Annotated in this window: 30 protein-coding genes; 19 read left to right on the top strand and 11 right to left on the bottom strand. The window is 60.6% G+C overall.

Annotation, left to right across the window (positions count from 1 at the left end; translation table 11 throughout):
* Nucleotides 1-179 precede the first annotated feature (179 nt).
* The gene (locus tag RYH70_RS06220) at nucleotides 180-1253 is read right to left on the bottom strand and encodes a linear amide C-N hydrolase (protein WP_026949359.1); all 1074 of its coding nucleotides are present in this window, start codon (nucleotides 1251-1253) and stop codon (nucleotides 180-182) included.
* A gap of 182 nt (nucleotides 1254-1435) precedes the next feature.
* On the opposite strand from RYH70_RS06220, the gene RYH70_RS06225 reads away from it, so the two are divergent.
* Together RYH70_RS06225 and RYH70_RS06230 are read left to right on the top strand one after the other, a co-directional pair.
* Nucleotides 1436-2416, top strand: a complete 981-nt coding sequence (locus tag RYH70_RS06225) for an aldo/keto reductase (protein ID WP_316310057.1) — start codon at nucleotides 1436-1438, stop codon at nucleotides 2414-2416.
* Nucleotides 2417-2483: 67 nt separating this feature from the next.
* On the top strand, nucleotides 2484-3020 hold the full coding sequence (locus tag RYH70_RS06230; RefSeq protein WP_316310058.1) for a tellurite resistance TerB family protein: 537 nt from the start codon (nucleotides 2484-2486) through the stop codon (nucleotides 3018-3020).
* Between the two features lie 10 nt (nucleotides 3021-3030).
* Here the strand turns inward: RYH70_RS06230 and RYH70_RS06235 are convergent, their stop codons facing one another.
* A complete protein-coding gene (locus tag RYH70_RS06235; protein ID WP_316310059.1) occupies nucleotides 3031-3822 on the bottom strand; it encodes a sulfite exporter TauE/SafE family protein in 792 nt (263 codons plus the stop codon).
* 146 nt (nucleotides 3823-3968) lie between these two features.
* Between RYH70_RS06235 and RYH70_RS06240 the strand changes: the two genes are divergently transcribed.
* Nucleotides 3969-4754, top strand: coding sequence for an AraC family transcriptional regulator (locus RYH70_RS06240; protein WP_080530625.1), 786 nt, complete (start codon nucleotides 3969-3971; stop codon nucleotides 4752-4754).
* Between the two features lie 10 nt (nucleotides 4755-4764).
* Here RYH70_RS06240 and RYH70_RS06245 read toward each other — a convergent pair whose 3' ends face one another.
* Nucleotides 4765-5457 carry a DJ-1/PfpI family protein gene (locus RYH70_RS06245; RefSeq protein ID WP_035451126.1) on the bottom strand — a complete coding sequence of 231 codons (693 nt, stop codon included), beginning with the start codon at nucleotides 5455-5457 and terminating at the stop codon, nucleotides 4765-4767.
* On the opposite strand from RYH70_RS06245, the gene RYH70_RS06250 reads away from it, so the two are divergent.
* From RYH70_RS06250 to RYH70_RS06290, 9 genes are all read left to right on the top strand, one after another.
* Nucleotides 5456-6493, top strand: coding sequence for a GlxA family transcriptional regulator (locus RYH70_RS06250; RefSeq protein ID WP_233925839.1), 1038 nt, complete (start codon nucleotides 5456-5458; stop codon nucleotides 6491-6493). The two genes, RYH70_RS06245 and RYH70_RS06250, sit on opposite strands and share 2 nt — an antisense overlap.
* Nucleotides 6494-6709: 216 nt before the next feature.
* Nucleotides 6710-7705 (top strand): copper-containing nitrite reductase, encoded by a 996-nt coding sequence (nirK, locus tag RYH70_RS06255; protein WP_233917004.1) that lies wholly within the window; start codon nucleotides 6710-6712, stop codon nucleotides 7703-7705.
* Between the two features lie 3 nt (nucleotides 7706-7708).
* Entirely contained in the window at nucleotides 7709-8464 is a 756-nt protein-coding gene (locus tag RYH70_RS06260) for a formylglycine-generating enzyme family protein (RefSeq protein WP_317009946.1), read from the top strand.
* Nucleotides 8461-9120, top strand: coding sequence for an SCO family protein (locus tag RYH70_RS06265; RefSeq protein WP_317009947.1), 660 nt, complete (start codon nucleotides 8461-8463; stop codon nucleotides 9118-9120). The genes RYH70_RS06260 and RYH70_RS06265 overlap by 4 nt, the downstream gene beginning before the upstream one ends.
* Nucleotides 9120-9575 (top strand): azurin, encoded by a 456-nt coding sequence (gene azu / locus RYH70_RS06270; RefSeq protein ID WP_055099073.1) that lies wholly within the window; start codon nucleotides 9120-9122, stop codon nucleotides 9573-9575. Before RYH70_RS06265 ends, azu begins: the two co-directional genes overlap by 1 nt.
* 178 nt (nucleotides 9576-9753) lie before the next feature.
* Nucleotides 9754-10119: a hypothetical protein gene (locus tag RYH70_RS06275; protein WP_317009948.1), complete on the top strand. Its 366-nt coding sequence runs from the start codon at nucleotides 9754-9756 to the stop codon at nucleotides 10117-10119.
* A 1-nt stretch (nucleotide 10120) separates the two neighbouring features.
* Nucleotides 10121-10441, top strand: coding sequence for a hypothetical protein (locus RYH70_RS06280; RefSeq protein ID WP_317009949.1), 321 nt, complete (start codon nucleotides 10121-10123; stop codon nucleotides 10439-10441).
* Nucleotides 10425-10736: a glutathione S-transferase N-terminal domain-containing protein gene (locus RYH70_RS06285; RefSeq protein WP_317009950.1), complete on the top strand. Its 312-nt coding sequence runs from the start codon at nucleotides 10425-10427 to the stop codon at nucleotides 10734-10736. Before RYH70_RS06280 ends, RYH70_RS06285 begins: the two co-directional genes overlap by 17 nt.
* A 51-nt stretch (nucleotides 10737-10787) precedes the next feature.
* A complete protein-coding gene (locus RYH70_RS06290; protein WP_055099076.1) occupies nucleotides 10788-11357 on the top strand; it encodes a transglutaminase-like domain-containing protein in 570 nt (189 codons plus the stop codon).
* 83 nt (nucleotides 11358-11440) lie between these two features.
* Here the strand turns inward: RYH70_RS06290 and RYH70_RS06295 are convergent, their stop codons facing one another.
* The gene (locus RYH70_RS06295; RefSeq protein WP_022995436.1) at nucleotides 11441-11836 is read right to left on the bottom strand and encodes a hypothetical protein; all 396 of its coding nucleotides are present in this window, start codon (nucleotides 11834-11836) and stop codon (nucleotides 11441-11443) included.
* A gap of 208 nt (nucleotides 11837-12044) precedes the next feature.
* On the opposite strand from RYH70_RS06295, the gene RYH70_RS06300 reads away from it, so the two are divergent.
* Complete coding sequence (locus tag RYH70_RS06300) at nucleotides 12045-12671, top strand: class I SAM-dependent methyltransferase (protein ID WP_167374819.1); 627 nt, start codon at nucleotides 12045-12047, stop codon at nucleotides 12669-12671.
* An 88-nt stretch (nucleotides 12672-12759) separates the two neighbouring features.
* On the opposite strand, the gene RYH70_RS06305 is transcribed toward RYH70_RS06300, so the two are convergent.
* On the bottom strand, nucleotides 12760-13401 hold the full coding sequence (locus tag RYH70_RS06305; RefSeq protein WP_317009951.1) for an FMN-dependent NADH-azoreductase: 642 nt from the start codon (nucleotides 13399-13401) through the stop codon (nucleotides 12760-12762).
* Nucleotides 13398-13862, bottom strand: coding sequence for a GNAT family N-acetyltransferase (locus tag RYH70_RS06310; RefSeq protein WP_317009952.1), 465 nt, complete (start codon nucleotides 13860-13862; stop codon nucleotides 13398-13400). Before RYH70_RS06310 ends, RYH70_RS06305 begins: the two co-directional genes overlap by 4 nt.
* Before the next feature lie 92 nt (nucleotides 13863-13954).
* Between RYH70_RS06310 and RYH70_RS06315 the strand changes: the two genes are divergently transcribed.
* Together RYH70_RS06315 and RYH70_RS06320 are read left to right on the top strand one after the other, a co-directional pair.
* Entirely contained in the window at nucleotides 13955-14422 is a 468-nt protein-coding gene (locus tag RYH70_RS06315; protein ID WP_022995440.1) for a MarR family winged helix-turn-helix transcriptional regulator, read from the top strand.
* 53 nt (nucleotides 14423-14475) lie between these two features.
* Nucleotides 14476-15123, top strand: coding sequence for a DUF2238 domain-containing protein (locus RYH70_RS06320; protein ID WP_022995441.1), 648 nt, complete (start codon nucleotides 14476-14478; stop codon nucleotides 15121-15123).
* Here RYH70_RS06320 and RYH70_RS06325 read toward each other — a convergent pair.
* Complete coding sequence (locus RYH70_RS06325; RefSeq protein WP_022995442.1) at nucleotides 15120-17486, bottom strand: membrane-bound PQQ-dependent dehydrogenase, glucose/quinate/shikimate family; 2367 nt, start codon at nucleotides 17484-17486, stop codon at nucleotides 15120-15122. The genes RYH70_RS06320 and RYH70_RS06325 overlap by 4 nt on opposite strands.
* A gap of 133 nt (nucleotides 17487-17619) precedes the next feature.
* Here RYH70_RS06325 and RYH70_RS06330 point away from each other — a divergent pair, with 133 nt between their 5' ends.
* Entirely contained in the window at nucleotides 17620-18117 is a 498-nt protein-coding gene (locus RYH70_RS06330) for a VOC family protein (protein WP_080530633.1), read from the top strand.
* Nucleotides 18118-18147: 30 nt separating this feature from the next.
* Here RYH70_RS06330 and RYH70_RS06335 read toward each other — a convergent pair whose 3' ends face one another.
* From RYH70_RS06335 to RYH70_RS06345, 3 genes are all read right to left on the bottom strand, one after another.
* Nucleotides 18148-19710, bottom strand: coding sequence for an MFS transporter (locus RYH70_RS06335; protein ID WP_317009953.1), 1563 nt, complete (start codon nucleotides 19708-19710; stop codon nucleotides 18148-18150).
* A 217-nt stretch (nucleotides 19711-19927) separates the two neighbouring features.
* Entirely contained in the window at nucleotides 19928-20275 is a 348-nt protein-coding gene (locus RYH70_RS06340; protein WP_022995445.1) for a GFA family protein, read from the bottom strand.
* Between the two features lie 158 nt (nucleotides 20276-20433).
* The gene (locus RYH70_RS06345; RefSeq protein WP_284456139.1) at nucleotides 20434-21369 is read right to left on the bottom strand and encodes a LysR family transcriptional regulator; all 936 of its coding nucleotides are present in this window, start codon (nucleotides 21367-21369) and stop codon (nucleotides 20434-20436) included.
* A gap of 180 nt (nucleotides 21370-21549) precedes the next feature.
* On the opposite strand from RYH70_RS06345, the gene RYH70_RS06350 reads away from it, so the two are divergent.
* Together RYH70_RS06350 and RYH70_RS06355 are read left to right on the top strand one after the other, a co-directional pair.
* Entirely contained in the window at nucleotides 21550-22734 is a 1185-nt protein-coding gene (locus RYH70_RS06350; RefSeq protein ID WP_022995447.1) for an acyl-CoA dehydrogenase, read from the top strand.
* A 9-nt stretch (nucleotides 22735-22743) separates the two neighbouring features.
* Entirely contained in the window at nucleotides 22744-23976 is a 1233-nt protein-coding gene (locus RYH70_RS06355; RefSeq protein WP_022995448.1) for a CaiB/BaiF CoA transferase family protein, read from the top strand.
* A 126-nt stretch (nucleotides 23977-24102) separates the two neighbouring features.
* On the opposite strand, the gene RYH70_RS06360 is transcribed toward RYH70_RS06355, so the two are convergent.
* Entirely contained in the window at nucleotides 24103-24471 is a 369-nt protein-coding gene (locus RYH70_RS06360) for a YciI family protein (RefSeq protein WP_055099082.1), read from the bottom strand.
* Nucleotides 24472-24666: 195 nt separating this feature from the next.
* Between RYH70_RS06360 and RYH70_RS06365 the strand changes: the two genes are divergently transcribed.
* Nucleotides 24667-25503 (top strand): AraC family transcriptional regulator, encoded by an 837-nt coding sequence (locus RYH70_RS06365; protein ID WP_022995450.1) that lies wholly within the window; start codon nucleotides 24667-24669, stop codon nucleotides 25501-25503.
* The last annotated feature ends 48 nt before the right edge of the window (nucleotides 25504-25551 follow it).

Here is a 25551-nt window from a genome sequence, read left to right on the forward strand (position 1 = left end):
TCAAAGTGCCCTAGACGATGGTTACTGTCAATTACCAGACTTGAATCCGGTCAGGGTGTTGGTCATGGACGATGGGGATACCGGAGCGCTCCGGCAGCGAAGCCGCCGGAGGTGAGGAATAAAGGGCAGGGGCATGGAGGGAACACAAGCGGTTGTTGCCCCGGCCGGCTCCCGTTTGATCAGCTTTCAGGTAGCCCCAGAAAACGGAATGGCGGCGTATCGACGAAGCGGTCGGTGGCGTCGCCGGAGTAGGTGTGGTTCTGGTTGGTGCCCAGATCCAGTTTCTTGACCCGGCCACTGTCTTCCGAGAAGTCGACTTTCTTCAGGTCGACCCAGAACGTATTGGGTGTCAACGCCGACTCAAAAAAATACAGCCGCCGTTTGTGATCCACTACTGTGCGCCAGCGGGTGGAAGAAATGTTCGGCTGGTTGGGAGTGGAAATGCCGTAGGGGACCGATACGTTGCGGATTACGCTGAAGACACTGGCCAGGGCCCGGTCGGGATCCCGTTCGCGGGGGATGGCGTCGACGTAGAAGGCGGCGCGAGCGAAACGATCCGAGGCCCGATTGGTTCCAGGCAACATCACGGTGCCGCCAATTTGTTTCCAGTATTCGTTCAGGGCCAGTTGCTCGTCGAAGGTGGGGGAATTGGTCATCACCTGGTATTGGCGGCCGTGGTGAATAACTTGTTTCCCTTCAATGTACTCGACAATGGCGCTATCGCCGGATGAATCGGATAACGATAGATGCAGGGTGGCGAGACGTTCCTCTCCCGGGACTTTGTCCGTGACGATTGTGAAGGGCTCTTCACGCAGCGCACTTACCGCTTCCTCCACCGTGGCGAAATTGTCCAGTACATACTGTGCCCAGGCGGCGATGGTCAGCCCCGGCTTTTTTCCGGTGAATTCAGGGTATTGGGATTCCACCAGCCATAACACATTGGCCATCAGGCCGGCCTCGTTGACGCCGTCGGTGGTGGAGATGTCGTAGCCGGAAGCGATAACGCTGCCGTAACGGGAGGTCCAGTGCAACGACCGGTTGCCTGCTTCGCCACTGCGTTCCATGCCCCGCGGGAAGATCCAAAGATGCGTGGCGATGTCATTTTTCCAGTCCATCGATCGGGCGGTAATGACATTGTCATTCGGGCCCAGGTAGACCAAACGGGTGCACGCCTGGGCGGTGGCGTACAGCGTCGTGGCCAGAGTCAGCGCAGTGGCGAGACGGAGCGCAAAAGAGCGGTTGAACCGGACCATGTTTCTTCCTCCTTGTGAAACCGGGCTGAACGGGATGTTTTGCGCGGCCTATGGGTATAAAGTTCCTGATACCGACCGGGGCGACCAACACCATGCACTGTCTCTGATTGGGCACGGCATCGTAATCGCTGCCCATTTTTTCAGTGCTGGTTTCGTCCTTTAATAGCACGGGGAGAGCGGAGATGAAATACACTCGACTGGGGCGTACCGGCCTGAAGGTGTCCAGGCTTTGTCTTGGATGCATGACCTACGGCATTCCCGATCGCGGCAAGCATGCCTGGACCCTGGATGAGGAGCGCAGCCGGCCGTTGATTCGCCAGGCACTGGAGTCGGGTATCAATTTTTTCGATACCGCCAACGCCTACTCCGACGGCACCTCGGAGGAAATCGTCGGGCGTGCCATTCGTGATTTTGCCCGCCGTGATGAGATCGTGCTGGCCACCAAGGTATTTATGCCGATGTCCGGCGATGCCAATGGCGGCGGCTTGTCCCGTAAGGCGATCATGCGGGAAATCGACAACAGCCTGACACGCCTGGGTACCGATTATGTGGATTTGTATCAGATCCATCGCTGGGATTATCACACCCCCATCGAGGAAACCCTGGAAGCGCTGCACGATGTGGTGAAAGCCGGCAAGGCTCGCTATATCGGCGCGTCGTCCATGTACGTCTGGCAGTTCGCCAAGGCGGTGTTTACCTCGCGTCAGAACGGCTGGACTGAGTTCGTCAGCATGCAGAACCATTTAAACCTTCTGTACCGGGAGGAAGAGCGGGAGATGCTGCCGTTCTGCGCCGATCAGGGCATCGGTGTGCTGCCGTGGAGCCCGCTGGCACGAGGGCGTTTGGCGCGGGAGCCGGATCAGGACAGCGATCGGCAGCGTACCGACGAATTTGGCAAGGGGCTGTACGTGCAAATGGCGGAAGCGGACCGCCGCGTGATCGAGGCAGTGGGCGAGGTGGCCATCGCCCGCGGCGTACCGCGTGCGCAAGTGGCGTTGGCCTGGCTGCTGCATCAGTCTCCGGTGACCGCGCCGATTGTCGGTGCCAGTAAACCGGCGCAACTGGACGATGCGATCAATGCCTTGTCCCTGGAGCTGTCCGGGGAAGAGATCGCCGCCTTGGAGCAGGCGTACGTTCCTCATGATGTGGTGGGATTCAGCTGAGCCTGATGGGCAAAACGCCGCTATAATCGCGGCGCCGATGACGTCATGGAGACAGGGAGGTACGGGCATGCATATCGTATTGGGTTTGTTGGGGACGTTGGTCACGATTCTGTGGCTGCTTTATCGCCTGGCGGAGATGGGCATCGATCTGGGCGGACTGAATCCCTGGGCCTGGCGCCGTCGCCGCCAATGGCGCAGCCGCAGCCAGGGTAACCCGATCTATGCTTTGGAAAGTCCCATGGAGTTGACGGCGCTATTAATGACCGCCGCCGCCAAATTGGATGGCGATATGAGCGGTGATGAAAAGCGGGCCCTGTTGACGTTGTTCCGGGAGACCTTCCACCTGCCCGAGGCCGAGGCCTCGGATCTGTTGGCCGCTTGCGTGCATTTGTTTGGTAAGGGCGAGGAAATCCGGGATAACCTGGCGGCGGTGGTGCGGCCCAGCCTTGAGCGGTTCTCGCCGGAGCAGGCTGAGTCGGCACTGGAACTGGTGGAGCAAATCACCCGGGTGGAGGGAACCCCTTCGCGGCGGCAACAGGATTTGCTCGAACAACTGGTGCCACTACTCCGGCCCGCTTCCCCCAAAAAAGGGCAATGGCGGTAGTCTTCGCGGGTTATGGCCACACACTGACGATCAGCATCAACAGTAGAAGCAGCAGATAAGCCCGGGCGTGCAGCCGGTCATTAATCGCCGGAATACAGTGTTTCGCGAACAGCATTCCAGCGACGCCGGCGATCACCAGAACACCGAAAATCCTGGTGTTAACGTATCCCAGATATTCCGCGCCAAGCGACTGGTCTTGTCCGAGCCAGGCGTACATCACCGTGCCAACGATAGCCACTGGCATCGATAACGGGTTGGCGGCGCTGACGCAGTACTTCATGTCATAGCCATGCCGGCGTAGCAGTGGAACGGTCATGACACTGCCGCCAACACCCAGTAGTGTGGCGATAGCGCCGATCAGCGCACCGCCCGCCCAGCGGGTTGCCGGGCCTATGCTGCGGGGCGCGGATTTACCCAGGAACCCCTTGCGCAGCAGGCCATCCAGCAGCGTTCCCGCCAGATAAAGACTGAACAGTATGCGCAATAGTGAATCTCCGAGAAGATCAGCCAGACCAGCACCCAGCGCGGCGCCCACGCCTATGGGAACAAGGAGCGGGGTGAGGGCTTCGCTATGCAGATGCCCCCGACGCCAATTGGTGTAAGTGGCATAGCCGGCGTTCAGGATCATCACCGCCGTGGACGTCGCCACGGCCACGCGCATACCATTGCCTTCGCCAACGCCGGTGGCGTTGACGAAATGATAGACGAAGGGGACCACCACGAAGCCGCCGCCGAAGCCGAACAGCAAAGTGGTGATGCCGGTGGCGAAGCCCGCCATGGCAATGACGATAAAGTAGTCCATGATAGCTGGGCTCCGTTGCGCCCGGATTATTTTGGAGGTGGCCAGCATACGTCGCCGGCGTTGAGCGGGTATCATCGATCCGGCCAACTCTGATCGTGTTTCGGCCAGGGTGAGGCAGGATGGGTACAGGGGCTCGGAAGAAGGCGATGCGAAACATCCCTATCGACGACATTGACGATACGCCGCGTCCTTTGGTGGCGATCCACACTGATTATGCCGATGGGCAGGTGTTGCCCTGGCACCGTCATCGCCGGGTGCAATTGCTCTACGGCGCTACGGGTGTGATGCACGTTGCCACGCGGGCGGGGAACTGGGTGGTGCCGCCCGGACAGGCGGTCTGGATTCCGGCCGAGGAAGCGCATCAGGTGCGCATGCTCGGGGTGAGCACGCACAGCCTTTATCTGGAACCCGACGCGGTGATCAGGCCACCGCCTGTGTGCCAGGTGGTGAAAGTATCGCCGTTGTTACGTCAGCTGTTGGCGGAAGCAGTAAAGCTACCTTTGCTGTATGACCTTGACGGTCGTGACGGTATCTTGGCGGATCTGGTATTTCATGAGCTGGCGCGGCTGTCGTCTTTGCCGTTCCATATCCCGCTGCCCGGAGACGAGCGCTTGCAGAAGGTCTGCCGCGCGTTCCTGGATGAGCCGGATATTCACGCTCGTATCGACCACTGGCTGCCGCATCTGGCCATGAGCGAACGCACCTTCAGCCGCCTGTTCAAACAGCAAACAGGCCTGTCGTTTCTGCGTTGGAAGCAACAGGCCTGCGTGGTGCTGGCGCTGGAGCGTTTGACGGCGGGGGAATCGATCACCCGCATTGCCCTTGAATACGGCTACGACAGCCCGGCGTCGTTCTCCACCATGTTCCGGCGGCGGTTCGGCCAGCCGCCATCCCATTACCGTCCCGACCGCCCAGGGCATCGTCCGGACTGAGGCGGTTGCCTCACTTGTCTTGCGACAGACGCCGGGCCGCCCGGCGGGTGGCTTCCCAGCGTGCCGGCATGGCCGCGGCCATGGCGTCATTCACTTTATTCAGTATTGGTGCCGGTGCTGTTTCCGGACGACCCGCGTTGAAGGGGGGCTGTGGCGCGTATTCCAACCCGAGCTGAATCGATTGGGCGACATCGGCGCCGGCCAGTTCCTCGATTACTGTAAGCGCGAAATCAATACCCGCGGTCACCCCGCCGCCGGTGATCAGATTGCCGTCGCGTACCACCCGCTCCGGATCGGCGATGGCGCCGAGCTCACCGAGCATGTCCCGCCAGGCCCAATGGCAGGCGGCCCGCTTGCCGCTCAGCAGTCCGGCGGCGCCGAGAATCAGGGAGCCGGTGCACACCGAGGTCAGATAGCGGGCACTGGCGGCCAACCGTCTGAGTTCCGACAGATAGGCTTGATCCTCCATTACCGCCATGCAGCCCAGGCCGCCGGGTACACACAGCACATCACAGTGGGGGATATCGGTGAGTGCCGCCAGCTCGGCGAATACCAGGCCGTCGGCGTGCACCGGATCACCGTGCAGAGAGGCAACCTGGATCCGGGCACCCGGCAGCCGTGCGAAGAACATATGCGGGCCGGTGAAATCAAGATGAGTAACATCATCGTAAACGGCGAACACGATATTCAAAGTTTGCGTCATGGTGGGTCTCCTGCTTGACGCCCCCAGATTAGGGGAGCAAGGTGATGGCGCCAATGACCAGTTTCCCTCGATTTGCGCCATGCACCGAATTGCCTTTTATGTCTTTCCCGATTTCCAGTTGCTGGACCTCAGCGGTCCGCTGGCGGCCTTTCAAAGGCTGGACCAGCTGGCCCCCGAGCAGGCCTACGATTTGCGCGTGCTTTCCCGTCAGGGAGGTGGCGTGCGCAGCACCGCTGGTATCACCATAGACACCCTCAAACCCGGTCGCGCTATGGTCGATACGTTGATCGTGGTTGGCGGCCGGGGTGCCCACCGGTTGGCCGAGCAGCGTGAAGAGCGGGAGGCTGTCCGGCGTCTGGCGCGGCGGGCCAACCGGGTGGCCAGTGTCTGCACCGGCGCGGTGATTCTGGCTGCGGTGGGGCTGCTGGATGGGCGCCGTGTGACCACGCACTGGCGTTATGCCGCTCAACTGCAACGGCGCTATCCGGCATTGAAGGTGGAAGGCGACCGCATCTATATCCGTGACGGCCATATCTGGACTTCCGCCGGCATCACCGCTGGTATCGATCTGGCGCTGGCCATGATCGAGCAGGATCTGGGATTGGAATTGTCGCGAGCCGCCGCCCGGGAGCTGGTGGTACAGCAACGGCGCTCCGGTGATCAGTCCCAGTTTTCCGAGGCGCTGGCGCTGGAGCCTGAATCCGATCGTGTTCGCATGGCGCTGGATTTTGCCCGCGCCCATCTGCATGAACCGCTGCCGGTGGAACGCTTGGCCGAGGCGGCCTGTTTGGGAACGCGCCAGTTCAGCCGTTTGTTCCGTGCCGAAACCGGAGAGACCCCGGCGCGGGCGGTGGAACGGCTGCGGGTGGAAGCGGCCCGGCACCGGGTGGAAGCCGGCCATGAGCCCATCGAGCGGATTGCCATTATGTATGGGTTCAATGATCCGGAACGCATGCGTCGCGCCTTCGTTCGTCGTTTTGGACATCCCCCACAAGCGTTGCGGCGTCAGGCACGCGGGGATACCCGGCGTTATTGATCCAGATCACTGATCAATCCGGTTTGTCATCGCCAGCTGTTGGGCCGGTTCGCCCATTGATACCGGTCAAAACATAAAGATTCATTTAAAATGCATATTTAATCCAGACCGCGACGGAGAGCCCGATAGCCAAAGTGAGGGTCGGCCATGAAGTCTGGATTAACATCACATACCGTACTGAAGCAGCTCGCCGGGGGGATCGCTCTGGCACTTCTCTTGAGTGGATGCACAACCGGCAAGACGGTGTCCGAAGCGCCGCTTCCGGTGGAGCAAGCGCAACTAACGGCGCCACCTATGGTGCCACCACCGATTTCCCGAAAAGGGCCCGCCAAGGTGGTGGTGGACCTGGAAATGGTGGAACAGGAAATGCGCCTTTCCGATGGCGTTACTTACGAGTTCTGGACTTTCGGTGGCACGGTGCCCGGCAGCTTCATCCGGATCCGGGAAGGCGACACCGTGGAGTTCCACCTCAAGAACCGCCATGACTCTCATGTGGCGCACAATATTGATCTGCACGCGGTCACTGGAACCGGTGGCGGCGCGGAGGCCACCTTCACCCTGCCGGGCCACAAAACGCAGTTCACCTTCAAAGCTCTGAATCCCGGCCTGTACGTCTATCACTGCGCCATGGCGCCGGTGGGAATGCATATCGCCAACGGCATGTACGGCCTGATTCTGGTGGAGCCGGAAGAGGGATTGCCACCGGTGGATCGTGAGTACTACGTCATGCAAGGCGACTTCTACACCGAGGGCGACCACGGGGAACCGGGGCTGCAACCGTTCAGCCTGGAAAAGGCGGTGGACGAGCATCCCACCTACGTGGTCTTCAATGGCAGCGAAGGGGCGCTGACCGGGGAAGGGGCGCTGACCGCCAACGCCGGCGACAAGGTTCGTCTGTTCGTCGGCAACGGGGGCCCCAACCTGGTGTCCAGCTTCCACGTAATTGGTGAGATCTTCGATCGCGTCTTTTACGAAGGGGGCAGCAAGTATCAGGAAAATGTGCAAACCACGCTGATTCCGGCCGGCGGGGCCGCCATGGTCGAGTTCACCACCGATGTCCCGGGCAACTTCATCCTGGTTGATCACAGTATCTTCCGTACTTTCAACAAAGGTGCATTGGGCATTCTCAGCGTGGACGGAACGATGAAACCGGAGATCTACACTGGCCAGCAGTTCAGTGGGGAATACCCTGAAGCCGAAGGTGGGAGATAGAGAATGAAAGGGAAGGGGAGCTGGATTCCATTGCTGTGTTTACTCACCACGGCGGCGCTGGCGAACGAGTACGTTCCGTTGTCCGGCGGCCCCTTCCACTCCAGCTTGCGGTTTGCTGACAACGGCGGGGAGGTCGTTGTCGAAGGCTATCAACTGATGTCACGGCCGGTGCGCGAAGCGGAGTTTTTGGCTTTTGTCCAAGCGCATCCACAATGGCGTCGGGACCGGATTCCCGGACTGTTCGCTGACGCCGGCTACCTGTCTCACTGGGACAGGCCGCTGGCTCCGCGCCCCGGCACTCTGAATTTCCCGGTGACACGGGTGAGCTGGTTCGTGGCGGATGCCTACTGCCGTGCCCGGGGCGCGCGGTTGCCGACCTGGCTGGAGTGGGAATTCGCCGCCGCCGATGCCCGCCAGACGGATGCCCGTGATGATGCCGGCCGCCGCCGCCGGATCCTGACCTTGGGTACCCCCGGCGCTTACCGCGCCGCTGGAGAGAGCGTGCCAAATGTGTATGGCGTGCACGATCTGCATGGGCTGGTCTGGGAATGGCCCTGGGACCACGCCAGCATGATGGCCGCTGCCGATAGCCGCAACGTCGATACCGAAAATCCGCTGCGGTACTGCGGTGGCAGTGCGCTGGCCTTCAGCGATCGCCGCGACTATGCGGTGATCAAACGGGTGGCCTTGCTGTCGGCTCTGTCCGCGCGCACCACCTTGTCCAATCTCGGCTTTCGTTGTGCCAAGGAGCTACCATGAAAGCGAATCGTGAAAAAAATACCCAATCCCGCCCTGCCGTGTGCAGGCCCTGGGACTGCCTGAGTGTGCTACTGCCCTTGCTGGTGTTGGCGATGCTGATGCCTCAGGCGGTACGTGGCGAGCAAAGTCCGCCCGGCGACTCCGTCTACGCGCTGTCCGCCACGGTGCAGAATGAAAAAGGGGAGACGCTGCGGTGGCAGGATCTGCGTGGCCAGCCCCGTCTGGTTTCGATGGTCTATACCCGCTGCCGCATGAGCTGTCCGCTGATCATTCACCAGGGAATGAGCGTGCAACAGCGGCTTCTGGAAGAGGGTTCGGCGGTTCCCCGTCTACTGATCATTTCCATGGACCCGGACCATGACACTCCCGACGTACTGGCGGGAACCATGGCCCGATATCGGCTGACGCCCGGACGGGCCACTTTCCTGCGGCCCCGGGATCATCAGGAGCGAACCATAGCCGCGCTGCTTGATATCCGGTTCCGTCAGCGTGACGACGGCGGCTTCGATCACACCAATGCCTGGCTGTTGCTGGACGCCGACGGCCGCATCGTGGCGCGCACCGAGAAAATGGCCGGCGCCCCGGACCCGGCTTTCGTCCGTGAGGTCGAGGCGGTCATGGCAGCCTATCACTCCCAAGCCCAAGGAGATCACTGATGAACATTGCTTCTTACGCCTCTGTCGGTTTACTGATCTGGGGATGCTCCTCGCTGGCGCAGGCCGCCGACAACTGCCATGTTGCCTTGCGTGGCGACGACAATATGCGCTTTGATCAAACCCAGCTTACGGTATCCTCCCAGTGCGAAGCCGTGACCATTGAACTGGTGCACAGCGGCAAGCTCGGCGCGAACGTCATGGGACACAATGTGGTGGTGACGCTGACCGGAGACTTCAAGGACGTGGCCAAGGCTGGAATGAAGGCCGGGCCTGGGAACGGCTATGTTCCGGTCAACGATGGCCGAGTCATCGGCGCCAGTGACATGATTGGTGGTGGTGAATCCACCTCGCTGACGATTCCGGGGAGTCGTCTGCAAGCGGGGGAAGACTATACTTTCTTCTGCAGCTTTCCCGGTCATTGGACGATGATGAAAGGGACGCTGGTGGTGAACTAACGGTCACCCTGGAATTAAGGCCGGATACTGATACCCTGAAACGTCATGCCGGACTCGGTCCGGCATCTTCCTCGACGAAGCCATGCGTCTTACAGAAGGAGATCCCGGGTGCCGCCCGGGATGACGGAGGTTTTCAGAGGTTCCCCAAGCAAACAGGCGGTGAAAGAGGTGATCAGGGATGAAAACGCTCTTCGAGAAAATACTGGACGGGGCCGGCTTGTTGACGCTGTTCGGGGTCGGCTTGTTGTTTCTGGCGGCCGGGTATTTGTTGGCGACCCTCGTTCTGATGGGGGGTATAAAAGTCCTGATAGGATTCCTGATCCTGGCGGCGTTGGTTGGATTGATGGAAGCAGGCGTGGCCGCGATTCTCATGCTTCCATATCGATTGTGGGTCCGTATCTTCGGTAACAGGACCGAGCCGGCTGCCCCCGCTTCCGACGAAGGTAAGGCCCAAGGCCGCAGGGTGGGGCTGTATGCCTTATGCCTGCTGGTTTTGGGTGCCATGTTTGGTGTGGGCCAGCACGTTGTCGAAAAGGTCAACTGACATGGCGGGAAATAAGAACGCGTATGTGGAAGCCAATAAACTGATGTCGGCTGTGGAACGCCAGTTAATCAGGGAAGATAACGTCGTGGAGGCGAAATGGACCTTGGCAAAAGCAGTGTCCGACTGTCGGGGTGCATTAACAGATGAGGAATACGCGGCTGTGTTGGAGCGGTCATGCCGCCTCATGAGCCTGCACTGTGGCAACCATGAAGAGCTGGAAGCATTGGAAGCAATACTGGACTGGCTTTCCGATGCCGATATCATCACCGAAGAGCAGTATGCCCGTATCGTCCGGGAGACCGATTGTGGCCGTTGGCTATAGTGTTGAACCCTCCACCGAAGCACTGACGCTATGGGGGCGCGATAGCGCTTTTAATGTTCAGAAAGTGCTCTGGTTGCTGGATGAGTTGGAGCTGGAGTACCGGCACATCAGCCTGGGCGGCGACCACGGTGGTTTGGACGATCCTGAATTCCTGGCCATGAATCCTCACGGGCGAGTGCCGGTGCCGCGCCATCCGGCGGTATTCGACTGGTATCAGCGTTTGAGTGAGCGTTCCGCATACCGACGACGAGTTCTGATTCCTTTTGACCAACTGTACGGAAAACTGACGCACTGATAGGGTTCTCGTTCGTACGGGTGATGTCCATTTTGGAGAGATAGGAAGGGTATGGAAACGTTTTTGGCTTCGACCGAGGTAGTGGATTGGCACCACCCGGATGTTCGGGCTTTGGCCGATGAGTTGTCGCGTCAGGAGGAGGATCCCACGGGGATAGCGCAGCGGTGTTTCCTCTGGGTGCGCGATGAGATTCGGCATTCCATCGATTATCAGCTTTCCCCGGTGACCTGCTCAGCTTCGCAAGTGCTGCGCGAACGCAGCGGCTTCTGTTACGCCAAGAGCCACTTGCTGGCGGCACTGTTGAGAGCGAATGGCTTGCCCGCGGCCTTTTGCTATCAGCGCCTGAGCGTCAATGACGACGGAGCTCCGTATTGTCTGCACGGACTCAACGCGGTGTTCCTGCCGGAGCACGGCTGGTATCGGATAGATGCACGCGGTAATCGGCCGGGAGTCGATGCCCGTTTCGAGCCGCCGGTGGAGCGCCTGGCGTTCCCTCTTGATCTGCCGGGTGAGAGGGATCTGCCCGGCTATTATCCTGATCCGCTGCCGGAAGTGGTGGCGGCGCTGACTGCGTACGACGATGCTCAAGTGCTCTTGAAGCATTTGCCGGACCGCGAGTAAGCGGTATCGCGGTCCTTTCCGTGGAGCTGCCGGGCGAGACTGGCGGTTCCTGGATTGTCGGGCAGCAGTGATCCGTATGGGGTTCACCTGGAAGATATCGCGGTCTCATCGTCCCCCCCGGGAACCAGCCCCTGACGTTGCAACTCGCTCCTGACCATTGGTGGGCAACGGGAGAAGCATAGTGCCAGAGCTTCCACTGAGAGCCCTGACAGGAAAGCATCCCGCAATTGCCGGCTCTGTTCCGGCGTCCAGGGACGGTTCAGGTAGTAAGGCCCCTTGACCACGGGCACCGCTGCCCGGTTGTCTCTCAGGGTGATGGCGGAGGCGCGCCGATAGCGAATGTCTTGAAGGCAGGTGAACAGAGCCCGGGTTATATCCGGGTGAATATAAGGCGAGTGTTGCGGAAAGGGCTGCCCGGTGACTGGATCAACGCCTTCCGCCAGATCCCGCAGGACTTCCAGTGCGTGTCGGATTTCCATATCCGTGATCTCCTAATAAAGTACGAGAGCACAGCCGAGAGTAATAAAATTGTCATGGGGTAGCTATCAGCCAGAACGGAATTTCTCGAGTAAAAGGCTTACAAGACAGGGTGGCCTTTTCCTATTGACTTTTCGGCGCAGCAATTGCTTGTGAATTCCTTGATGGAAGATGATCCGCCGTACAACCTGCCGTGAGAAGAGCAACGAAATGAAATCCAAGCCGCCGGTACTGGAATCCTATGGCCGTCTCGCCGCGGATTATGATCGACGCTGGTCCGGGTATTTGCGCCGGACCATCCAGGAGACGCTGACGCGGATGCCTCTGCATGGAGGAGAACGTGTCTTGGAGGTGGGGTGCGGAACCGGTGCCCTGCTGGCGGTGTTGGCTGAACGCCATCCGCCACCACTCCTGTCCGGTATCGATCCGGTGCCGCAGATGCTGGCACGGGCGCGTGACCGTTTGCGCGAGGAAGTGACCCTCAAGGAAGGCTGGGCGGAGCAACTACCGTTCGATGATGAACAGTTCGATGTCGTGGTCTCCTTGAGCATGTTTCATTATATCCGTGACCCTGACGCCGCTCTGGCGGAGATGTTCCGGGTGCTGCGGCCAGGCGGAAGGCTGGTGATCAGCGACTGGTGCCATGATTACCTCAGTTGCCGCCTGTGTGACTGGTATCTGAAGTGGTCGGATCCCGCTCATTTCAAAACCTATCGCAGTGCTGAATGCGAGAATCTGCTGCGCGAAGCTGGCTTCCAGTCGGTGGCTTCGGAGCGCTATAAGATCAACTGGCTCTGGGGCATGATGACAGCGACCGGGAAAAAGCCAAGCTGGTAGCGAAGTGTGTGGGGAAAGATGGAAAGTCATCGCGGACCTTCGCTGCCTTTCCTTTGGGGCACTCCGATAAGGGATGACCGGAAAGCGATCAGAGTTCCAACTGGTCCAGCACCTGATCCGCCCAGCTGTTGATTTCATCCGTAATGTCACCGGCGCCGGGTGCATTCTGATGCTCCAGTCTCAATATCTGCACTTGAGTCAGACCGATGACCGCCAGAACGTAGCGCAAATATGAGGTCAGGAAATCCTTCTGTTTTCCCGTTGTTCGAGGTGTTTCTCCTGGCATGTCATCGATAAATCCGCCACCACAGGCACTGATCACCAGGACAGGCCGGGGACGAAGCAGACCGATCTCGCCCTCGGGACTCAACTGGAATGTTCGGTATGGACGTACCACGTGATCAACCCAGGCTTTGAGTACGGAAGGTACAGTAAAGTTATGCATGGGAGTGGAAATCAGTAGCAGATCCGAGAGCTCCAGCTCACGAATCAGGTTCTCCGACAACGCCAGGCTGTGCGCATGCTGTTCCGTACGCGCTTTGGGGGGCAGTGCGGTGGCTTCCACGAAGCCGACATCCGGGTGAGGTAGCGGCCGGGCTGCCAGATCACGCTCCACGATACTCTGATCCGGGTGGGATTCACGCAGCCTGGCCAATACCATATCGGCGGCTATCCGGCTCCGGGATGACGCCTCCCGGGTGCTGGCCGAGACATGCAGGATCCGGATCATGATGCTCTCTCCAAGATGAAATTGAAGCGCAGGGCGGTGGCCAACAGGCCGTTACGATAGTAGAAGCGATGACCCAGAACGTTGCTCAGCGGTGTATCCAGAACCACTTTCGCACAACCTTCCGTTTCTCCTATCGACTTTATTTCCGCCATTAATTTTTCGCCCAGCCCACAGCTACGGTGGCTCTCATCGGTAACCAGGTCATCCACATAGAGAAAACGGCCGTACACCAGATTGTTCTGGAGCCGATATCCGGCCAGGGCGACGAAGTGGTCCTCTTGCCGTAACCCCAACAAACGGTAGCCTTCCGCACTCTGAGCACGCCATCGGGAAACCCATTCCGCTGGACTGGACAGATGGGGCCTGAGCTGCTTTATAAGCGGGAAGCACGTCGATACCTCGGACTCGTCTCGCAGGGTGTGCAGGGTGTAGGACGGACACATCGGGCTCTCTCCCTTCATGTTCATTGCCTTCACTGCCGCCCCGTTGCTGGCGATAGAGAAGGGCTTTGTGTATTATCAGTGCTCTGACATCATATAAGAGTGCTGATAATATGCGCAAGACATCGCCGCACGTACCGGATATCGGGGAAGGAAAACGGGGAGAGCAGGGGTACCTGGGCTATCTACTACGCCAGGCCAGCGCCGCCCACAGATTAAGAATGGAAAGGGCGCTTGCCGACAAGGAGATCACGTTACCCCAGTTTCTGACCCTTACCATGCTGGAGGCCTATCCCGGGATTTCCAATGCTGATCTGGCCCGGCTGGCCATGCTCACCCCACAGACCGTAAGCGTGATCATCAATAATCTTGAGCGAGCTGGCCTGGTGCGGCGACAGCCGCATCCGGTACATGGGCGTATTCAGAGAATCGAGGCCAGTGAATCGGGCCGGCGGCTTTTGAAACAGTGCAGAGCAAAGGTGAATAAGGTAGAACAGGCTTTGATGAAAGGGCTTGGTGCCGAAGAGGAAAAGGTCGTCAGGCGTTGGCTGGTCGCCATTGCCGACGACGGCCAATCTTGACCTTCCGCGCGCTGGCCGCTTGCCTGAAATGCTTTCAGATATGGAATCACGGAATGTCCGGTCGCGCTGTCTTTATGCTTCTACTCTCCCTGTTGGCGGTGTTTGTCGTCTGGATGGCTGTCGAGCCCCACGATCGTGCGGACTGGATGCTGGAAAACGCCTTGGTGTTGTTGGCGGTTGTGGCGCTGATTGTCACCCGGCGCTGGTTCGTTTTCTCCAACCAGGCCTATCTGTTGATCTTTGCTTTTCTCGCCTTGCACGAGCTGGGCTCCCACTATACCTATTCCCTGGTGCCCTACGATCCGGCGCTGAGGAAGCTGTTCGGCTTCAGTCTTGATCAACTGATGGGCTGGGAGCGCAATCAGTTCGACCGGCTGGTGCATCTGGCCTACGGGTTGCTGTTAACCATACCTCTGTTTGAGTTCTGCCGGCGCGCGGTCGGTCTGGGGCGTGGCTGGGGCTACGTGTTCGCCAGCGCGATCATCATGGCCACGTCGATGTTATACGAACTGATCGAGTGGATTGCCGCGGTCTGGTTCGGTGGCGATCTGGGGCAGGCGTTCCTGGGGACTCAGGGCGACATCTGGGACGCGCAGAAGGATATGGCGCTGGCGTCGATAGGAGCCGTGCTGGCGGTGGCATTGCACGTGCTCCTTCAACGGCGAAGCGCCGGCGCGGATACCGGCGCTCCATCGCGTTAGCGGGTGGCTCCGTTCTGCTTGTCCGGCAGAGCGAAGGCAACAATGTAGTCGCCCCGGTCCGGAGATTGCCGGGAGCCGCCGGCGGAGATAACCAGGTACTGTTTGCCGCTGGCCGGGGAGATGTAGGTCATTGGCGTGCCCTGGGAGCCCACCGGGAGACGATGTTTCCACACTGTTTCCCCGCTGGCCACGTCCATGGCCCGAATGTTGTAGTCCAGAGTGCCGGCATAGAACACCAGGCCGGAAGCGGTGGACATGGGGCCGCCCACCGTCGGCATGCCCACGGGAATTGGTAAATGCATTTTCAGTCCCAGGGGGCCGGTATCCTCCACGGTTCCTAATGGGATCTGCCAGACCACTTCGCGCCGATTCAAATCGATGGCGCTGAGGGTACCGTAAGGCGGCTTCTGGCAAGGCACGCCCAGCGGCGACATGAACACATACTTGGAGGCGCCATAGGGCGTACCGTGTTGAGGAGATAAACCGGTATGAGAGGCCGAGGCGTCTTCCTTGTCCGCTTCCTCGCGCGGTACCAGCAATACCCGCTGAGGGGAACGGGTGTCATTGACGATCAGATAGCCGCCGGGTTTGTAGATGGTGTTGCTGCCCCAGTTCATACCGCCGAAATAGCCCGGCCATTGCAGGCTGGGAGTCAGTCCTGGCGGAGTGAAATCGCCTTCGTAACGCAGTTTGCGAAACTGGATCCGGCAGTACAATTGATCGAAAGGGGTAGCGCCCCACATGGCGGCTTCCGACAACTTTTCCGCGCCGATGGCGGGCATGCCCACGGAATAGGGTTGTGTTGGCGAGGTCCAGTCGCCATCCACCGCGCCCTGTGGAACCGGGCGCTCTTCCACTTCGGCAATGGGGGTGCCGGTACGCCGGTCGAGCATGAAAATCTGACCGCGTTTGGTGGTTTGAATCAGCGCTGGCACGGTATTGCCATTACCGTCATCCACATCGAACAAAGCGGGTTGGGAGGGCACGTCGTAGTCCCAGATATCGTGATGCACGGTCTGGAATTTCCAGCGCTCCCTGCCGGTATGAAGATCCAGGGCAACGATGGAGGATGAATAGTCTTCATCCGCATCGGTGCGGTGACCACCATAGAAATCCGGGGTGGCATTGCCGGTGGGCAGATAGATTAATCCCAGTTCCTCATCCACCGCCGGCGTGGACCAGACATTCGGTGTGCCGCGGGTGTAGGTCTCGCCCTCCGCAGGCAGGCCGGTGAGTGCTGGATTGGCCAGGTCCCAGGCCCAGGCCAGTTCCCCGCTGTCGGCGCGAAAGGCGCGGATCACACCGGAGGGCTCGCCGGTCATCATATTATCGAACACCCAGCCGCCGATAATGATCAGTCCCCGCGCCACCGTGGGCGCCGAGGTCTGGAAATAAAAGCCGGGCTTCACCTCTCCCATGCCCTGTTTCAGGTCCACGGTGCCGCCATCGCCAAAGGAAGGGCAGAGCGCGCCGGTTTGCGCGTCCAGCTCGATCAGGCGGGCATCGATGGTGGACAGCACGATGCGGCCGGCGCAGGTCTCTTCGTTGTTGGAAGCCTGGTAATAACCCAGGCCCCGGCAACGTTGCCACAACGGTGAGGACGCTTCGGGGTCGAAGCTCCATTTCTGTTCACCACTGTCCGCGTCCAGGGCGAACACTTTGTTATGCACGGTGCAAACATAAAGCGTATCGCCGACCTGGATCGGTGTGTTCTGGTCCTCGCCGCCGGCTCCGGGAGGGTTGGCATTGGGAATATCACCGGTGCGAAAGGTCCAGGCCACTTCCAACTGGTCCACGTTATCGGGTGTGATCTGATCCTGCGGCGCATAGCGGGTGCCATCCTGCTGGCGCCCGTAGTGATGCCATTCCCGAGCCTGATCCGTCACTGTCAAGGAGGGCGGTTCGGTCTTGCTGGCGATGATGGGGCCGGGATAGAAAGCATGAAAAATCGTCGCCGCCAGACCAAGCAGAATCACCGCCGCCACCGGATAGGCGGTGCCGCCACTGATCGGTTTGCCCCGCCGTAAAGCCGGCGCCAGCAGCGCCAGAAGGAACAACAGCACCGCCGGTGCGAACAGGCGGGACACCTGGGGCCAGAAATCCAGACCCACTTCCCACCAGGCCCACAACGCGGTGCCCATGAAAACGACAGCGTATAGCCAGAACCCCAGAACATGGCGGGCCATCACCAGACCGCCGGAGATCACCAGGCCGATACCGGCGAGGCTGAAGTACCAGGAACCGCCCAGCAGGATCAGGTAAATACCACCGCCGAGCAGCCCGATGCCGGCGACGATCATGAGCAGGCCCACCAGGACGGTAACAATGGATACCCAGGACGATGTTTTTTCTTTTTCGTTCATCAAACCAGCCTCCTATCCGGATGATCTGCTTCGAGATTGCCACAGTGCGGACCGGCGGACCACTGTGGACATGTCGAACCGTACCGTCGGCAAGCGATTAACCAGAGTCCAATCCAGACACGAGGAGCCAACGATGGGCAACCAACTGACGATCACCCCCTGTCTCTGGTTCGACGGCCAAGCCGAACAGGCAGCGCGCTTCTACGTCGAGGTGTTTCCCGATTCACGTATCACCACCATCAGTCATTACGGTGAGGCGGGCAAGGAGATCCATGGCCAGCGTCCCGGCGATGTCATGGTGGTGGCCTTCGAGTTGCAAGGAAACCCTTTCGTGGCTTTGAACGGCGGGCCACTGTTTACTTTTAATGAAGCGGTATCGTTTCAGGTTCCATGCCGGAGCCCGGAGGAACTGGATCATTATTGGGGGGCCTTGTCCGAGGGGGGCGATCCGAGCGCGCAGCAGTGCGGCTGGCTGAAGGACCGTTTCGGCCTGTCCTGGCAGGTATTTCCTGAGTGGCTGCCGAAGGCGCTGGAAGGGGCCGGCTCCACTGCCGCGGCGCGGGTCACCGAGGCGATGATGGCGATGAAGAAACTGGACTGGCAGGCGCTGGAGCGGGCGCGCCGGGGGTGATGCCGGGCTCGGAGGGAGCCCGGCGTTGGGTCACGGGGTTTCGGTTTGCGTGGTGTCATCCGGGGCGGCCGGTATGGCCTGACGGCGAGCCAGCAGCCAGCCCACCATAATCGCGGTGATGGCAACGATCGCCGCGCCGATAAGGGCATTGGTGTGCAGGGCCTGGGTAAAGCCCTCACGCGCCCCCGACAGCACCAGATCGGACACGTCCGGCGGCAGCTGACTGGCGGCATCCAGAGCGCCGCCCAGAGTGTCACCGGCGGCCAGCGCCAGATCCGCCGGCAGATCCGGCGGCAGGACTCCGGCCATGTGCGCGCGGTAAACCGCGGCGCCGGCACTGCCGATCACCGCGATACCCAGGGCCATGCCCAGTTCCGTGGCGGTCTCCGATGTCGCCGAGGCGGCGCCAGTCTTGTTGGGTGGAGCGGCGCTGACCACCATGTCGGTGCCCAGGATCATCATCGGCATGACTCCGACTCCCATGATCACCATGCCGGCCACCAGCCAGGCCATGTTGTCCATGCCGGTGACCATGGCCATGGAAAGAAAGCCGAACACCGACAACAGCAGGCCGACACTGACCAGCACGCCTCGACTCATATAGCGGGTCAGGCGTGGCACCAGCAGCGACACGATGGTCTGGATCACCGCCGGCGGCAGCATCACCAGACCGGCATGTAACGGCGACAGCCCCAACACGCCCTGCAGATACTGGAACACCATCAGCCAGGCACCGGACAGCGCCAGCACGGTGAGCAGCATGGCCACCACCGAGGTGCTGAAAGTACGGTTGCGGAACAGCGCCAGATCGAACATCGGCTCCGCCAAACGGCGTTGCCGGCGCACGAACAGCATGCCGATCACCAGGCCCGCGGCGATGGACAGCAAGGGCGCCCAGGATATGCCGTTGCGGGCCATGTCCTTCAAGCCATAGATCACCGCGATCACCATGGCCACCGACAGCAGGGCGCTGAGAAAATCCTGGCGGCCGGCCTGCTCGTCGCGGAATTCCGGCAACAATAATGGGCCGCACACCAACAACAGCGCCATCACCGGCACACCCAGCAAAAACACCGAGCCCCACCAGAAAAATTCCAGCAGAGCGCCGCCCACCAGCGGGCCGATGGCGCTGCCGACGATAAAGCCGGTCATCCACACCGTAATCGCCACGGTGCGCTCATGCTCCTGATGGAACATGTTGCGCAGCAGCGACAGGGTGGAGGGCATCAAGGTCGCGCCGGCGATGCCCAGCAGCGCGCGGGCGGCGATCAGCATTTCCGCGCTGGTGGCGAAGGCCGCCAACGCCGAAGCGGCACCGAAAGCGGTGGCGCCGGCCAGCAGCAGTTTACGCCGACCGATGCGGTCACCCAGCGTGCCCATGGTCACCAGAAAGCCGGCGATCATGAAACCGTAGATGTCGAGAATCCACAGCAACTGATCACTGGTGGGGTGCAGGTCCGCGCTCAGCTGTGGTACCGCCAGATGCAGCACGGTCATGTCCAGGGCCAGCAGCACCGTGGGCAACATCAGCACCGCCAGACCCAGCCACTCACGCCGCGTGGCGGCGGGTGGTGACGCGTTGGAAGCTTCCATATTCTCCTGTGTCACAGTCGTTATCCTTTCACTTACTACAAGATGCCGCGCGGTACGCCACCATAGGTTAGTTGGAACGGAGGTGGCGGGAACGGGCCGACGGTTTCCCGTTACCGCAACGCGACAGAGGAACCTCCATGAGGTTCGGGTATGCCCGAAGGGCAGTGTGAAGAGCGTGGGTCAGTCGCTCGGCGGGTTGGTCGGCGAACCGGACCGGTTACATGGCGCGGCCGTCGAACCGCTGCACGGGAACCGAATCCAGGTCGACACCTTCCAGACAACGTATGTTGATCGCGGCCATCCGATTGCCTTCCGGATCCACCCCCTCACCGTAGGGGTGAATGCCGCACTTCGGGCAAAAGTGATGTTGGATCACATGCTGATTGAAGGTGTAGGTGGCGATGTCGTCCTCCGCCGTCAGCAGCCGCAGGTGATCCCGGGGAATGAACCACATCAGGGATCCCTTGCGCTGACAGATGGAGCAGTTACAGGACATGGCGCCGTCCAACTCGCCTTCGGCTTCGAAGGCGACGTTTCCGCAATGACAACTTCCTTTGTAGTTCATTGGTCTCTCCTTTTTTTGAGTCGTCATTGAGTCGAACGACGAGGTGGGGAATTCGACATCGTGTCCAAGGTTAACGCCAGGAAATGACATAGGGAAGACATCGGATGCGGAAAAGATCGCGGCGTGTGAGCCACGACACCCATGCGTCTCGCCCGGCGTCAAACCGCCTGTGGTGCCGGCGCCGCTGTCAGCCCGCCGCGCTCCCGGAAGTGTTCGATTTCCGCCACCAGCCAATCCCGAAACAGCAGCAACAACGGATTCTCCGCCTTCTGTTCCGGCAGGATAAAGTGGTAAGCCCAGGAACTGCGGTAGCTGTGCGGTAATGGAAGGATCAGCCGTCCGGAGGCCAGTTCCTCGCGGATCAGGAACGGTGGAATCAGGGCAATCCCCATGTCCTGCATGGCGGCTTCGGCCAGCATGGTGAACAGTTCGAAACGCGGGCCGGTCATATCACGCTCCACCCGCAGACCGGCGGAATCGAACCACTCACGCCAGGCGTAGGGGCGGGTGGTTTGTTGCAGCAGGGTGAGGCCGGCGATGGTCTGTGCATCCAGCTCCCGTTCCGGGGCGATCAGACGCGGGCTGCACACCGGCATCGGTTCCTCATGCATTAACAAGGTGGCTTCGGTGCCGGGCCAGTCGCCGTCGCCGAAATAGATCGCCGCGTCGAAGCGGGTTTCGGCGAACAGAAAGGGTTTGGTGCGGTTGGTCAGATTAACGGTGACGCCGGGGTGGGCACGGCGGAAGTCCTTCAGCCGCGGCAGCAGCCAGCGGGTGCCGAAGGTGGGCACCACCGCCAGTTCCAGGGTGTTGGCGGCACCGTGGTCCCCCATCACCGCCAGTGTATCCCGTTCCAATTCATCAAGATGGACGCTGACCCGGCGGCTGTAATCGCGACCCGCTTCGGTGAGCCGCACGCCCGGGCGTGAGCGGCGGAACAGTTTGACGCCCAGAAAGTCCTCCAGGGCCGCGATCTGGCGGCAAACGGCGCTTTGCGTCAGGGCCAGTTCCTCGGCGGCTTTGGTGAAGCTCTGATGGCGCGCGGCCGCCTCGAAGCCGATCAAAGCGGCGGTGCTGGGGATCTTGCGTCGCATACGGGTCTTCCCGGTCGGTTTCCATTCACAAGTGATAAAATAGCACAAAGGCGTGCGAGAAAGTGGCTTGTTCTGACCACCGCGGCCTGTATAGCATGGCGCCAAACCCGCCCAAATAGCGCCTTCGTGCCTGACCGGGCAGTCTCTCATCCCTTCTTGAAGTGAAAAGGTGGAATAACCGTGGCCAATAATGCAGCCTTTGACTGGGCGAGCCCCCTCCTGCTGGATCAGCAACTCACCGAAGACGAGCGCATGGTGCGCGATACCGCCTACCAGTACGCGCAGGACAAACTCATGCCGCGGGTGCTCAACGCCTTCCGCAACGAGCACACCGATGTGGAAATCTTCCGTGAAATGGGCGAACTCGGGCTGCTGGGCGCCACCATTCCGGAAGCCTACGGCGGCGCGGGCCTCAACTATGTGTGCTACGGCCTGATTGCCCGTGAAGTGGAACGGGTGGATTCCGGTTACCGCTCCATGATGAGCGTGCAGTCTTCCCTGGTGATGGTGCCGATCAACGAGTTCGGCAGCGAAGAGCAAAAGCAGAAATACCTGCCGAAGCTGGCCAGCGGAGAATGGATCGGCTGTTTCGGCCTGACCGAGCCGGACCACGGTTCCGACCCGGGCAGCATGGTCACCCGCGCCAAGAAAACCGACGGCGGCTACCTGCTCTCCGGCGCCAAGATGTGGATCACCAACAGCCCCATCGCCGATGTGTTCGTGGTCTGGGCCAAGACCGAGGACGACAAGATCCGCGGCTTTATTCTGGAAAAAGGCTGGGAAGGTCTGAGCGCCCCGGCGATTCACGGCAAGGTCGGCCTGCGCGCCTCCATCACCGGTGAAATCGTCATGGACAATGTGTTCGTGCCGGAAGAAAACCTGATGCCGGGCGTGTCCGGCCTGCGTGGTCCGTTCACTTGCCTGAACTCCGCCCGTTACGGTATTTCCTGGGGGGCGTTGGGCGCCGCCGAGTTCTGCTGGCACACCGCCCGTCAGTACACCCTGGACCGCAAGCAGTTTGGCCGTCCGCTGGCCGCCAACCAGTTGATCCAGAAGAAACTGGCCGACATGCAGACCGAGATCACCCTGGGCCTGCAGGGCTGTCTGCGTCTGGGCCGGATGAAGGACGAAGGCACCGCGGCGGTGGAAATCACCTCCATCATGAAGCGCAACTCCTGTGGCAAGGCGCTGGACATCGCGCGGCTGGCCCGTGACATGATGGGCGGTAATGGCATCTCCGACGAGTTCGGTGTGGCCCGCCACCTGGTCAACCTGGAAGTGGTGAACACCTACGAAGGGACCCACGACGTGCACGCGCTGATTCTCGGCCGCGCGCAAACCGGCCTGCAAGCCTTCACCAACTAAGGGACTGTTATGAGTGGCGCGCTGTCGCACCTGCGCGTGCTCGATTTGTCCCGCGTTCTGGCCGGCCCCTGGGCCGGCCAGATCCTGGGCGATCTGGGCGCCGAGGTGATCAAGGTGGAGCGGCCCGGCAGCGGTGACGATACCCGTATCTGGGGGCCGCCCTACGCCAAGGACGCGGAGGGTCACGACAGTGACCAGTCCGCCTATTATCTGTGCACCAATCGCAACAAGAAATCGGTGGCCATTGATATCGCCCACCCGGAAGGGCAGGCGCTGATCCGTGAACTGGCCGCGCAAAGCGATGTGGTGATCGAGAACTTCAAAAAAGACGGCCTGCGCCGCTATGGTCTGGATTATGAATCCTTGTCCGAGGACAACCCCGGGCTGATTTATTGCTCCATCACCGGCTTCGGTCAGACCGGGCCTTACTCCAGCCGCCCCGGCTACGATTTTCTGATTCAGGCCATGGGCGGGTTGATGAGCATCACCGGCCATCGTGACGGTGAGCCCGGTGCCGGCCCGATGAAAGTGGGCGTGGCGCTCACCGACATCACCACCGGCCTGTATTCCACCATTGCCATTCTCGGCGCGCTGGAACATCGCAATCAGACCGGCGAAGGCCAGCACATTGATATGGCGCTGCTGGATGTGCAGGTCGCTTGTCTGGCCAACCAGACACTCAATTACCTCACCACCGGTCAAGCACCGACGCGCATGGGCAATGCTCATCCCAGCGTGGTGCCGTACCAGGATTTCCCCACCGCTGATGGCGATGTGATCCTGGCGATTGGCAACGACGGTCAGTTCGCCCGCTTCTGTGAGGTGGCCGGACACCCGGAGTGGGCCGCGGACGACCGCTACGCCACCAACCGCGCCCGCGTGGACAATCGCGACACCTTGATTCCGTTGATGCGGCAGACCACGGTAATGCGCACCACCCGGGAATGGATCGAGGTTCTGGAACAGGCCGGTGTGCCCTGCGGGCCGGTCAACAGCATCGCCGATGTGTTTCAGGATCCCCACGTCCAGGCCCGGGGCATGCAACTGGAAATGCCGCACCCGAGTCTGGGCACGGTACCGCAGGTGGCCAGCCCGCTGCGGCTGTCGGCGTCACCGGTGGAGTATCGCACCGCGCCGCCGCTTCTCGGTGAGCATACCGACGAGGTGCTGGCGCAAACCCTGGGGCTGTCCGCCGAAGCGATCCAACGGCTGCGTGCGGAGCGTATTGCCGGTCAGAACTGATTGCGGCTCGCTTCCCTCGGGGAGAGCTACGAAGCCGCTGTGGGAGCTTGCCCCGCAAGCGAATTCATCTAATGCAGCGTAATTCGCTTGCGGGGCAAGCTCCTTCAGTGGTTTCGTAGAGCTCCTTCAATACCGCCCTTCCTCGCGCAGAGCCTCCTCGACCGGCCTCACTTCAATCGTGCCCAGCCGCGCCGACGGCCAGCCCTGGGCCAGGCGCAGGGCTTCATCGAAATCCTGTGCTTCGATCAGGAAAAAGCCGCCCAGCTGCTCCTTGGTTTCCGCGAATGGACCATCGGTGACCGAGACCTTGCCGCCACGGACGCGGGTGGTTTTGGCCCGACGCGCGCTTTGCAGCGCGTGGGTGTCGACCAGGTGCCCCCCGGCGCGCAAGGTTTCCACATAGTCCAGCGTTTCCTGGCGCAGCGCCTGCCATTGTTCCCGCGTCAGATCGGTGAGAGCCTGTTCCGCTTCATAGGCCAGACAGAGAAATTTCATTTTTTATTCCCATGGGATGCTGATACCACTGAAGAGTAGAGGGGCGCTGCACAAATGTTCCAGACGCACCCCCGTCCGGGGTTGTATTGATGATCAATTGCACTAACCGATTTCTGTATCTATTTCTGTACCTGTTTCTGTAATAGTAATGACACCACGGGGCGAATCCGCTCCAGACAGTGGCAAGGAACGGCAATGACGTCCACCAATTGGGTTGATCTGTCTCGCGATCCGGAAACCGGGATCGAGAGTTTGCGCGCCCATTTCGAAGGTCACGCCTACGATCCGCATTGGCATGATACCTATGCCATCGGGCTCACCGAACAGGGCGTGCAGCGGTTTCATCTGGGGCGCACCCGCCATGAGAGCACACCAGGTAAAGTGATTCTGCTGGAACCCGGTGATGTCCATGACGGCCACGGGCCGACGCCGGAAGGCTTTACCTACCGACTACTGTACATTGATCCGCAATGGCTGCATCAGCGGTTGGGAGGATTGTTCGAACAGCGCCCCGATCATTACCGCATGGCGTTTCAGGATGCCATGAGCAGCGACGTGCGGCTGGCTCGCGCCATCGGTACTGCTTTCGATGTGATGCATCACGGCGATTTTCGTATCACCCGGCAGGCGGCGTTGGATACGCTGCTGGAGCGGCTGACCTGCCATGTGCAATGGCGGCGCCGGCCGCAGCCGCATCCGGCGATGCCGTTGCTGGCGGCGAAGACGCGGGAATTCCTGCATGCTCATATTGCCGAGGATATCGGCATGGACGACGTGGCGCGGGCGCTCGGCTGCGACCGTTTCCGTATCACGCGGGCCTTTAAAGCGGCGTTCGGCATGTCGCCGCACGCTTATCTGGTGCAACTGCGTCTGGTCGAAGCCCGCCGCTTGCTGGCTCGGGGCGAAACACCGGCGGAAGTGGCGGCGGCCACCGGGTTCGCCGATCAAAGTCATCTTGGACGCTGGTTTCGCCGTGCTTATGCGATGACGCCGGCCTATTACCGTAATCGTTGCTCAAAGCTTCCAGACTGACAACGGCCGCTACGCGACGATAGCCCTCCCATCTGGTTGAGGGTTGGT

Source organism: Alloalcanivorax xenomutans (assembly GCF_032810065.1).
GTDB lineage: Bacteria > Pseudomonadota > Gammaproteobacteria > Pseudomonadales > Alcanivoracaceae > Alloalcanivorax > Alloalcanivorax xenomutans.

Excerpts from the sequence above, each read along its gene's own strand:
- RYH70_RS06220 (WP_026949359.1), bottom strand. The coding sequence starts at position 1,253 with ATGGTCCGGTTCAACCGCTCTTTTGCGCTCCGTCTCGCCACTGCGCTG.
- RYH70_RS06225 (WP_316310057.1), top strand. The coding sequence starts at position 1,436 with ATGAAATACACTCGACTGGGGCGTACCGGCCTGAAGGTGTCCAGGCTT.
- RYH70_RS06230 (WP_316310058.1), top strand. The coding sequence starts at position 2,484 with ATGCATATCGTATTGGGTTTGTTGGGGACGTTGGTCACGATTCTGTGG.
- RYH70_RS06235 (WP_316310059.1), bottom strand. The coding sequence starts at position 3,822 with ATGGACTACTTTATCGTCATTGCCATGGCGGGCTTCGCCACCGGCATC.
- RYH70_RS06240 (WP_080530625.1), top strand. The coding sequence starts at position 3,969 with ATGCGAAACATCCCTATCGACGACATTGACGATACGCCGCGTCCTTTG.
- RYH70_RS06250 (WP_233925839.1), top strand. The coding sequence starts at position 5,456 with ATGGTGGGTCTCCTGCTTGACGCCCCCAGATTAGGGGAGCAAGGTGAT.
- RYH70_RS06245 (WP_035451126.1), bottom strand. The coding sequence starts at position 5,457 with ATGACGCAAACTTTGAATATCGTGTTCGCCGTTTACGATGATGTTACT.
- RYH70_RS06260 (WP_317009946.1), top strand. The coding sequence starts at position 7,709 with ATGAAAGGGAAGGGGAGCTGGATTCCATTGCTGTGTTTACTCACCACG.
- RYH70_RS06265 (WP_317009947.1), top strand. The coding sequence starts at position 8,461 with ATGAAAGCGAATCGTGAAAAAAATACCCAATCCCGCCCTGCCGTGTGC.
- azu (WP_055099073.1), top strand. The coding sequence starts at position 9,120 with ATGAACATTGCTTCTTACGCCTCTGTCGGTTTACTGATCTGGGGATGC.
- RYH70_RS06275 (WP_317009948.1), top strand. The coding sequence starts at position 9,754 with ATGAAAACGCTCTTCGAGAAAATACTGGACGGGGCCGGCTTGTTGACG.
- RYH70_RS06280 (WP_317009949.1), top strand. The coding sequence starts at position 10,121 with ATGGCGGGAAATAAGAACGCGTATGTGGAAGCCAATAAACTGATGTCG.
- RYH70_RS06290 (WP_055099076.1), top strand. The coding sequence starts at position 10,788 with ATGGAAACGTTTTTGGCTTCGACCGAGGTAGTGGATTGGCACCACCCG.
- RYH70_RS06295 (WP_022995436.1), bottom strand. The coding sequence starts at position 11,836 with ATGGAAATCCGACACGCACTGGAAGTCCTGCGGGATCTGGCGGAAGGC.
- RYH70_RS06300 (WP_167374819.1), top strand. The coding sequence starts at position 12,045 with ATGAAATCCAAGCCGCCGGTACTGGAATCCTATGGCCGTCTCGCCGCG.
- RYH70_RS06305 (WP_317009951.1), bottom strand. The coding sequence starts at position 13,401 with ATGATCCGGATCCTGCATGTCTCGGCCAGCACCCGGGAGGCGTCATCC.
- RYH70_RS06310 (WP_317009952.1), bottom strand. The coding sequence starts at position 13,862 with ATGAAGGGAGAGAGCCCGATGTGTCCGTCCTACACCCTGCACACCCTG.
- RYH70_RS06315 (WP_022995440.1), top strand. The coding sequence starts at position 13,955 with ATGCGCAAGACATCGCCGCACGTACCGGATATCGGGGAAGGAAAACGG.
- RYH70_RS06320 (WP_022995441.1), top strand. The coding sequence starts at position 14,476 with ATGTCCGGTCGCGCTGTCTTTATGCTTCTACTCTCCCTGTTGGCGGTG.
- RYH70_RS06325 (WP_022995442.1), bottom strand. The coding sequence starts at position 17,486 with ATGAACGAAAAAGAAAAAACATCGTCCTGGGTATCCATTGTTACCGTC.
- RYH70_RS06330 (WP_080530633.1), top strand. The coding sequence starts at position 17,620 with ATGGGCAACCAACTGACGATCACCCCCTGTCTCTGGTTCGACGGCCAA.
- RYH70_RS06335 (WP_317009953.1), bottom strand. The coding sequence starts at position 19,710 with ATGGAAGCTTCCAACGCGTCACCACCCGCCGCCACGCGGCGTGAGTGG.
- RYH70_RS06340 (WP_022995445.1), bottom strand. The coding sequence starts at position 20,275 with ATGAACTACAAAGGAAGTTGTCATTGCGGAAACGTCGCCTTCGAAGCC.
- RYH70_RS06345 (WP_284456139.1), bottom strand. The coding sequence starts at position 21,369 with ATGCGACGCAAGATCCCCAGCACCGCCGCTTTGATCGGCTTCGAGGCG.
- RYH70_RS06355 (WP_022995448.1), top strand. The coding sequence starts at position 22,744 with ATGAGTGGCGCGCTGTCGCACCTGCGCGTGCTCGATTTGTCCCGCGTT.
- RYH70_RS06360 (WP_055099082.1), bottom strand. The coding sequence starts at position 24,471 with ATGAAATTTCTCTGTCTGGCCTATGAAGCGGAACAGGCTCTCACCGAT.
- RYH70_RS06365 (WP_022995450.1), top strand. The coding sequence starts at position 24,667 with ATGACGTCCACCAATTGGGTTGATCTGTCTCGCGATCCGGAAACCGGG.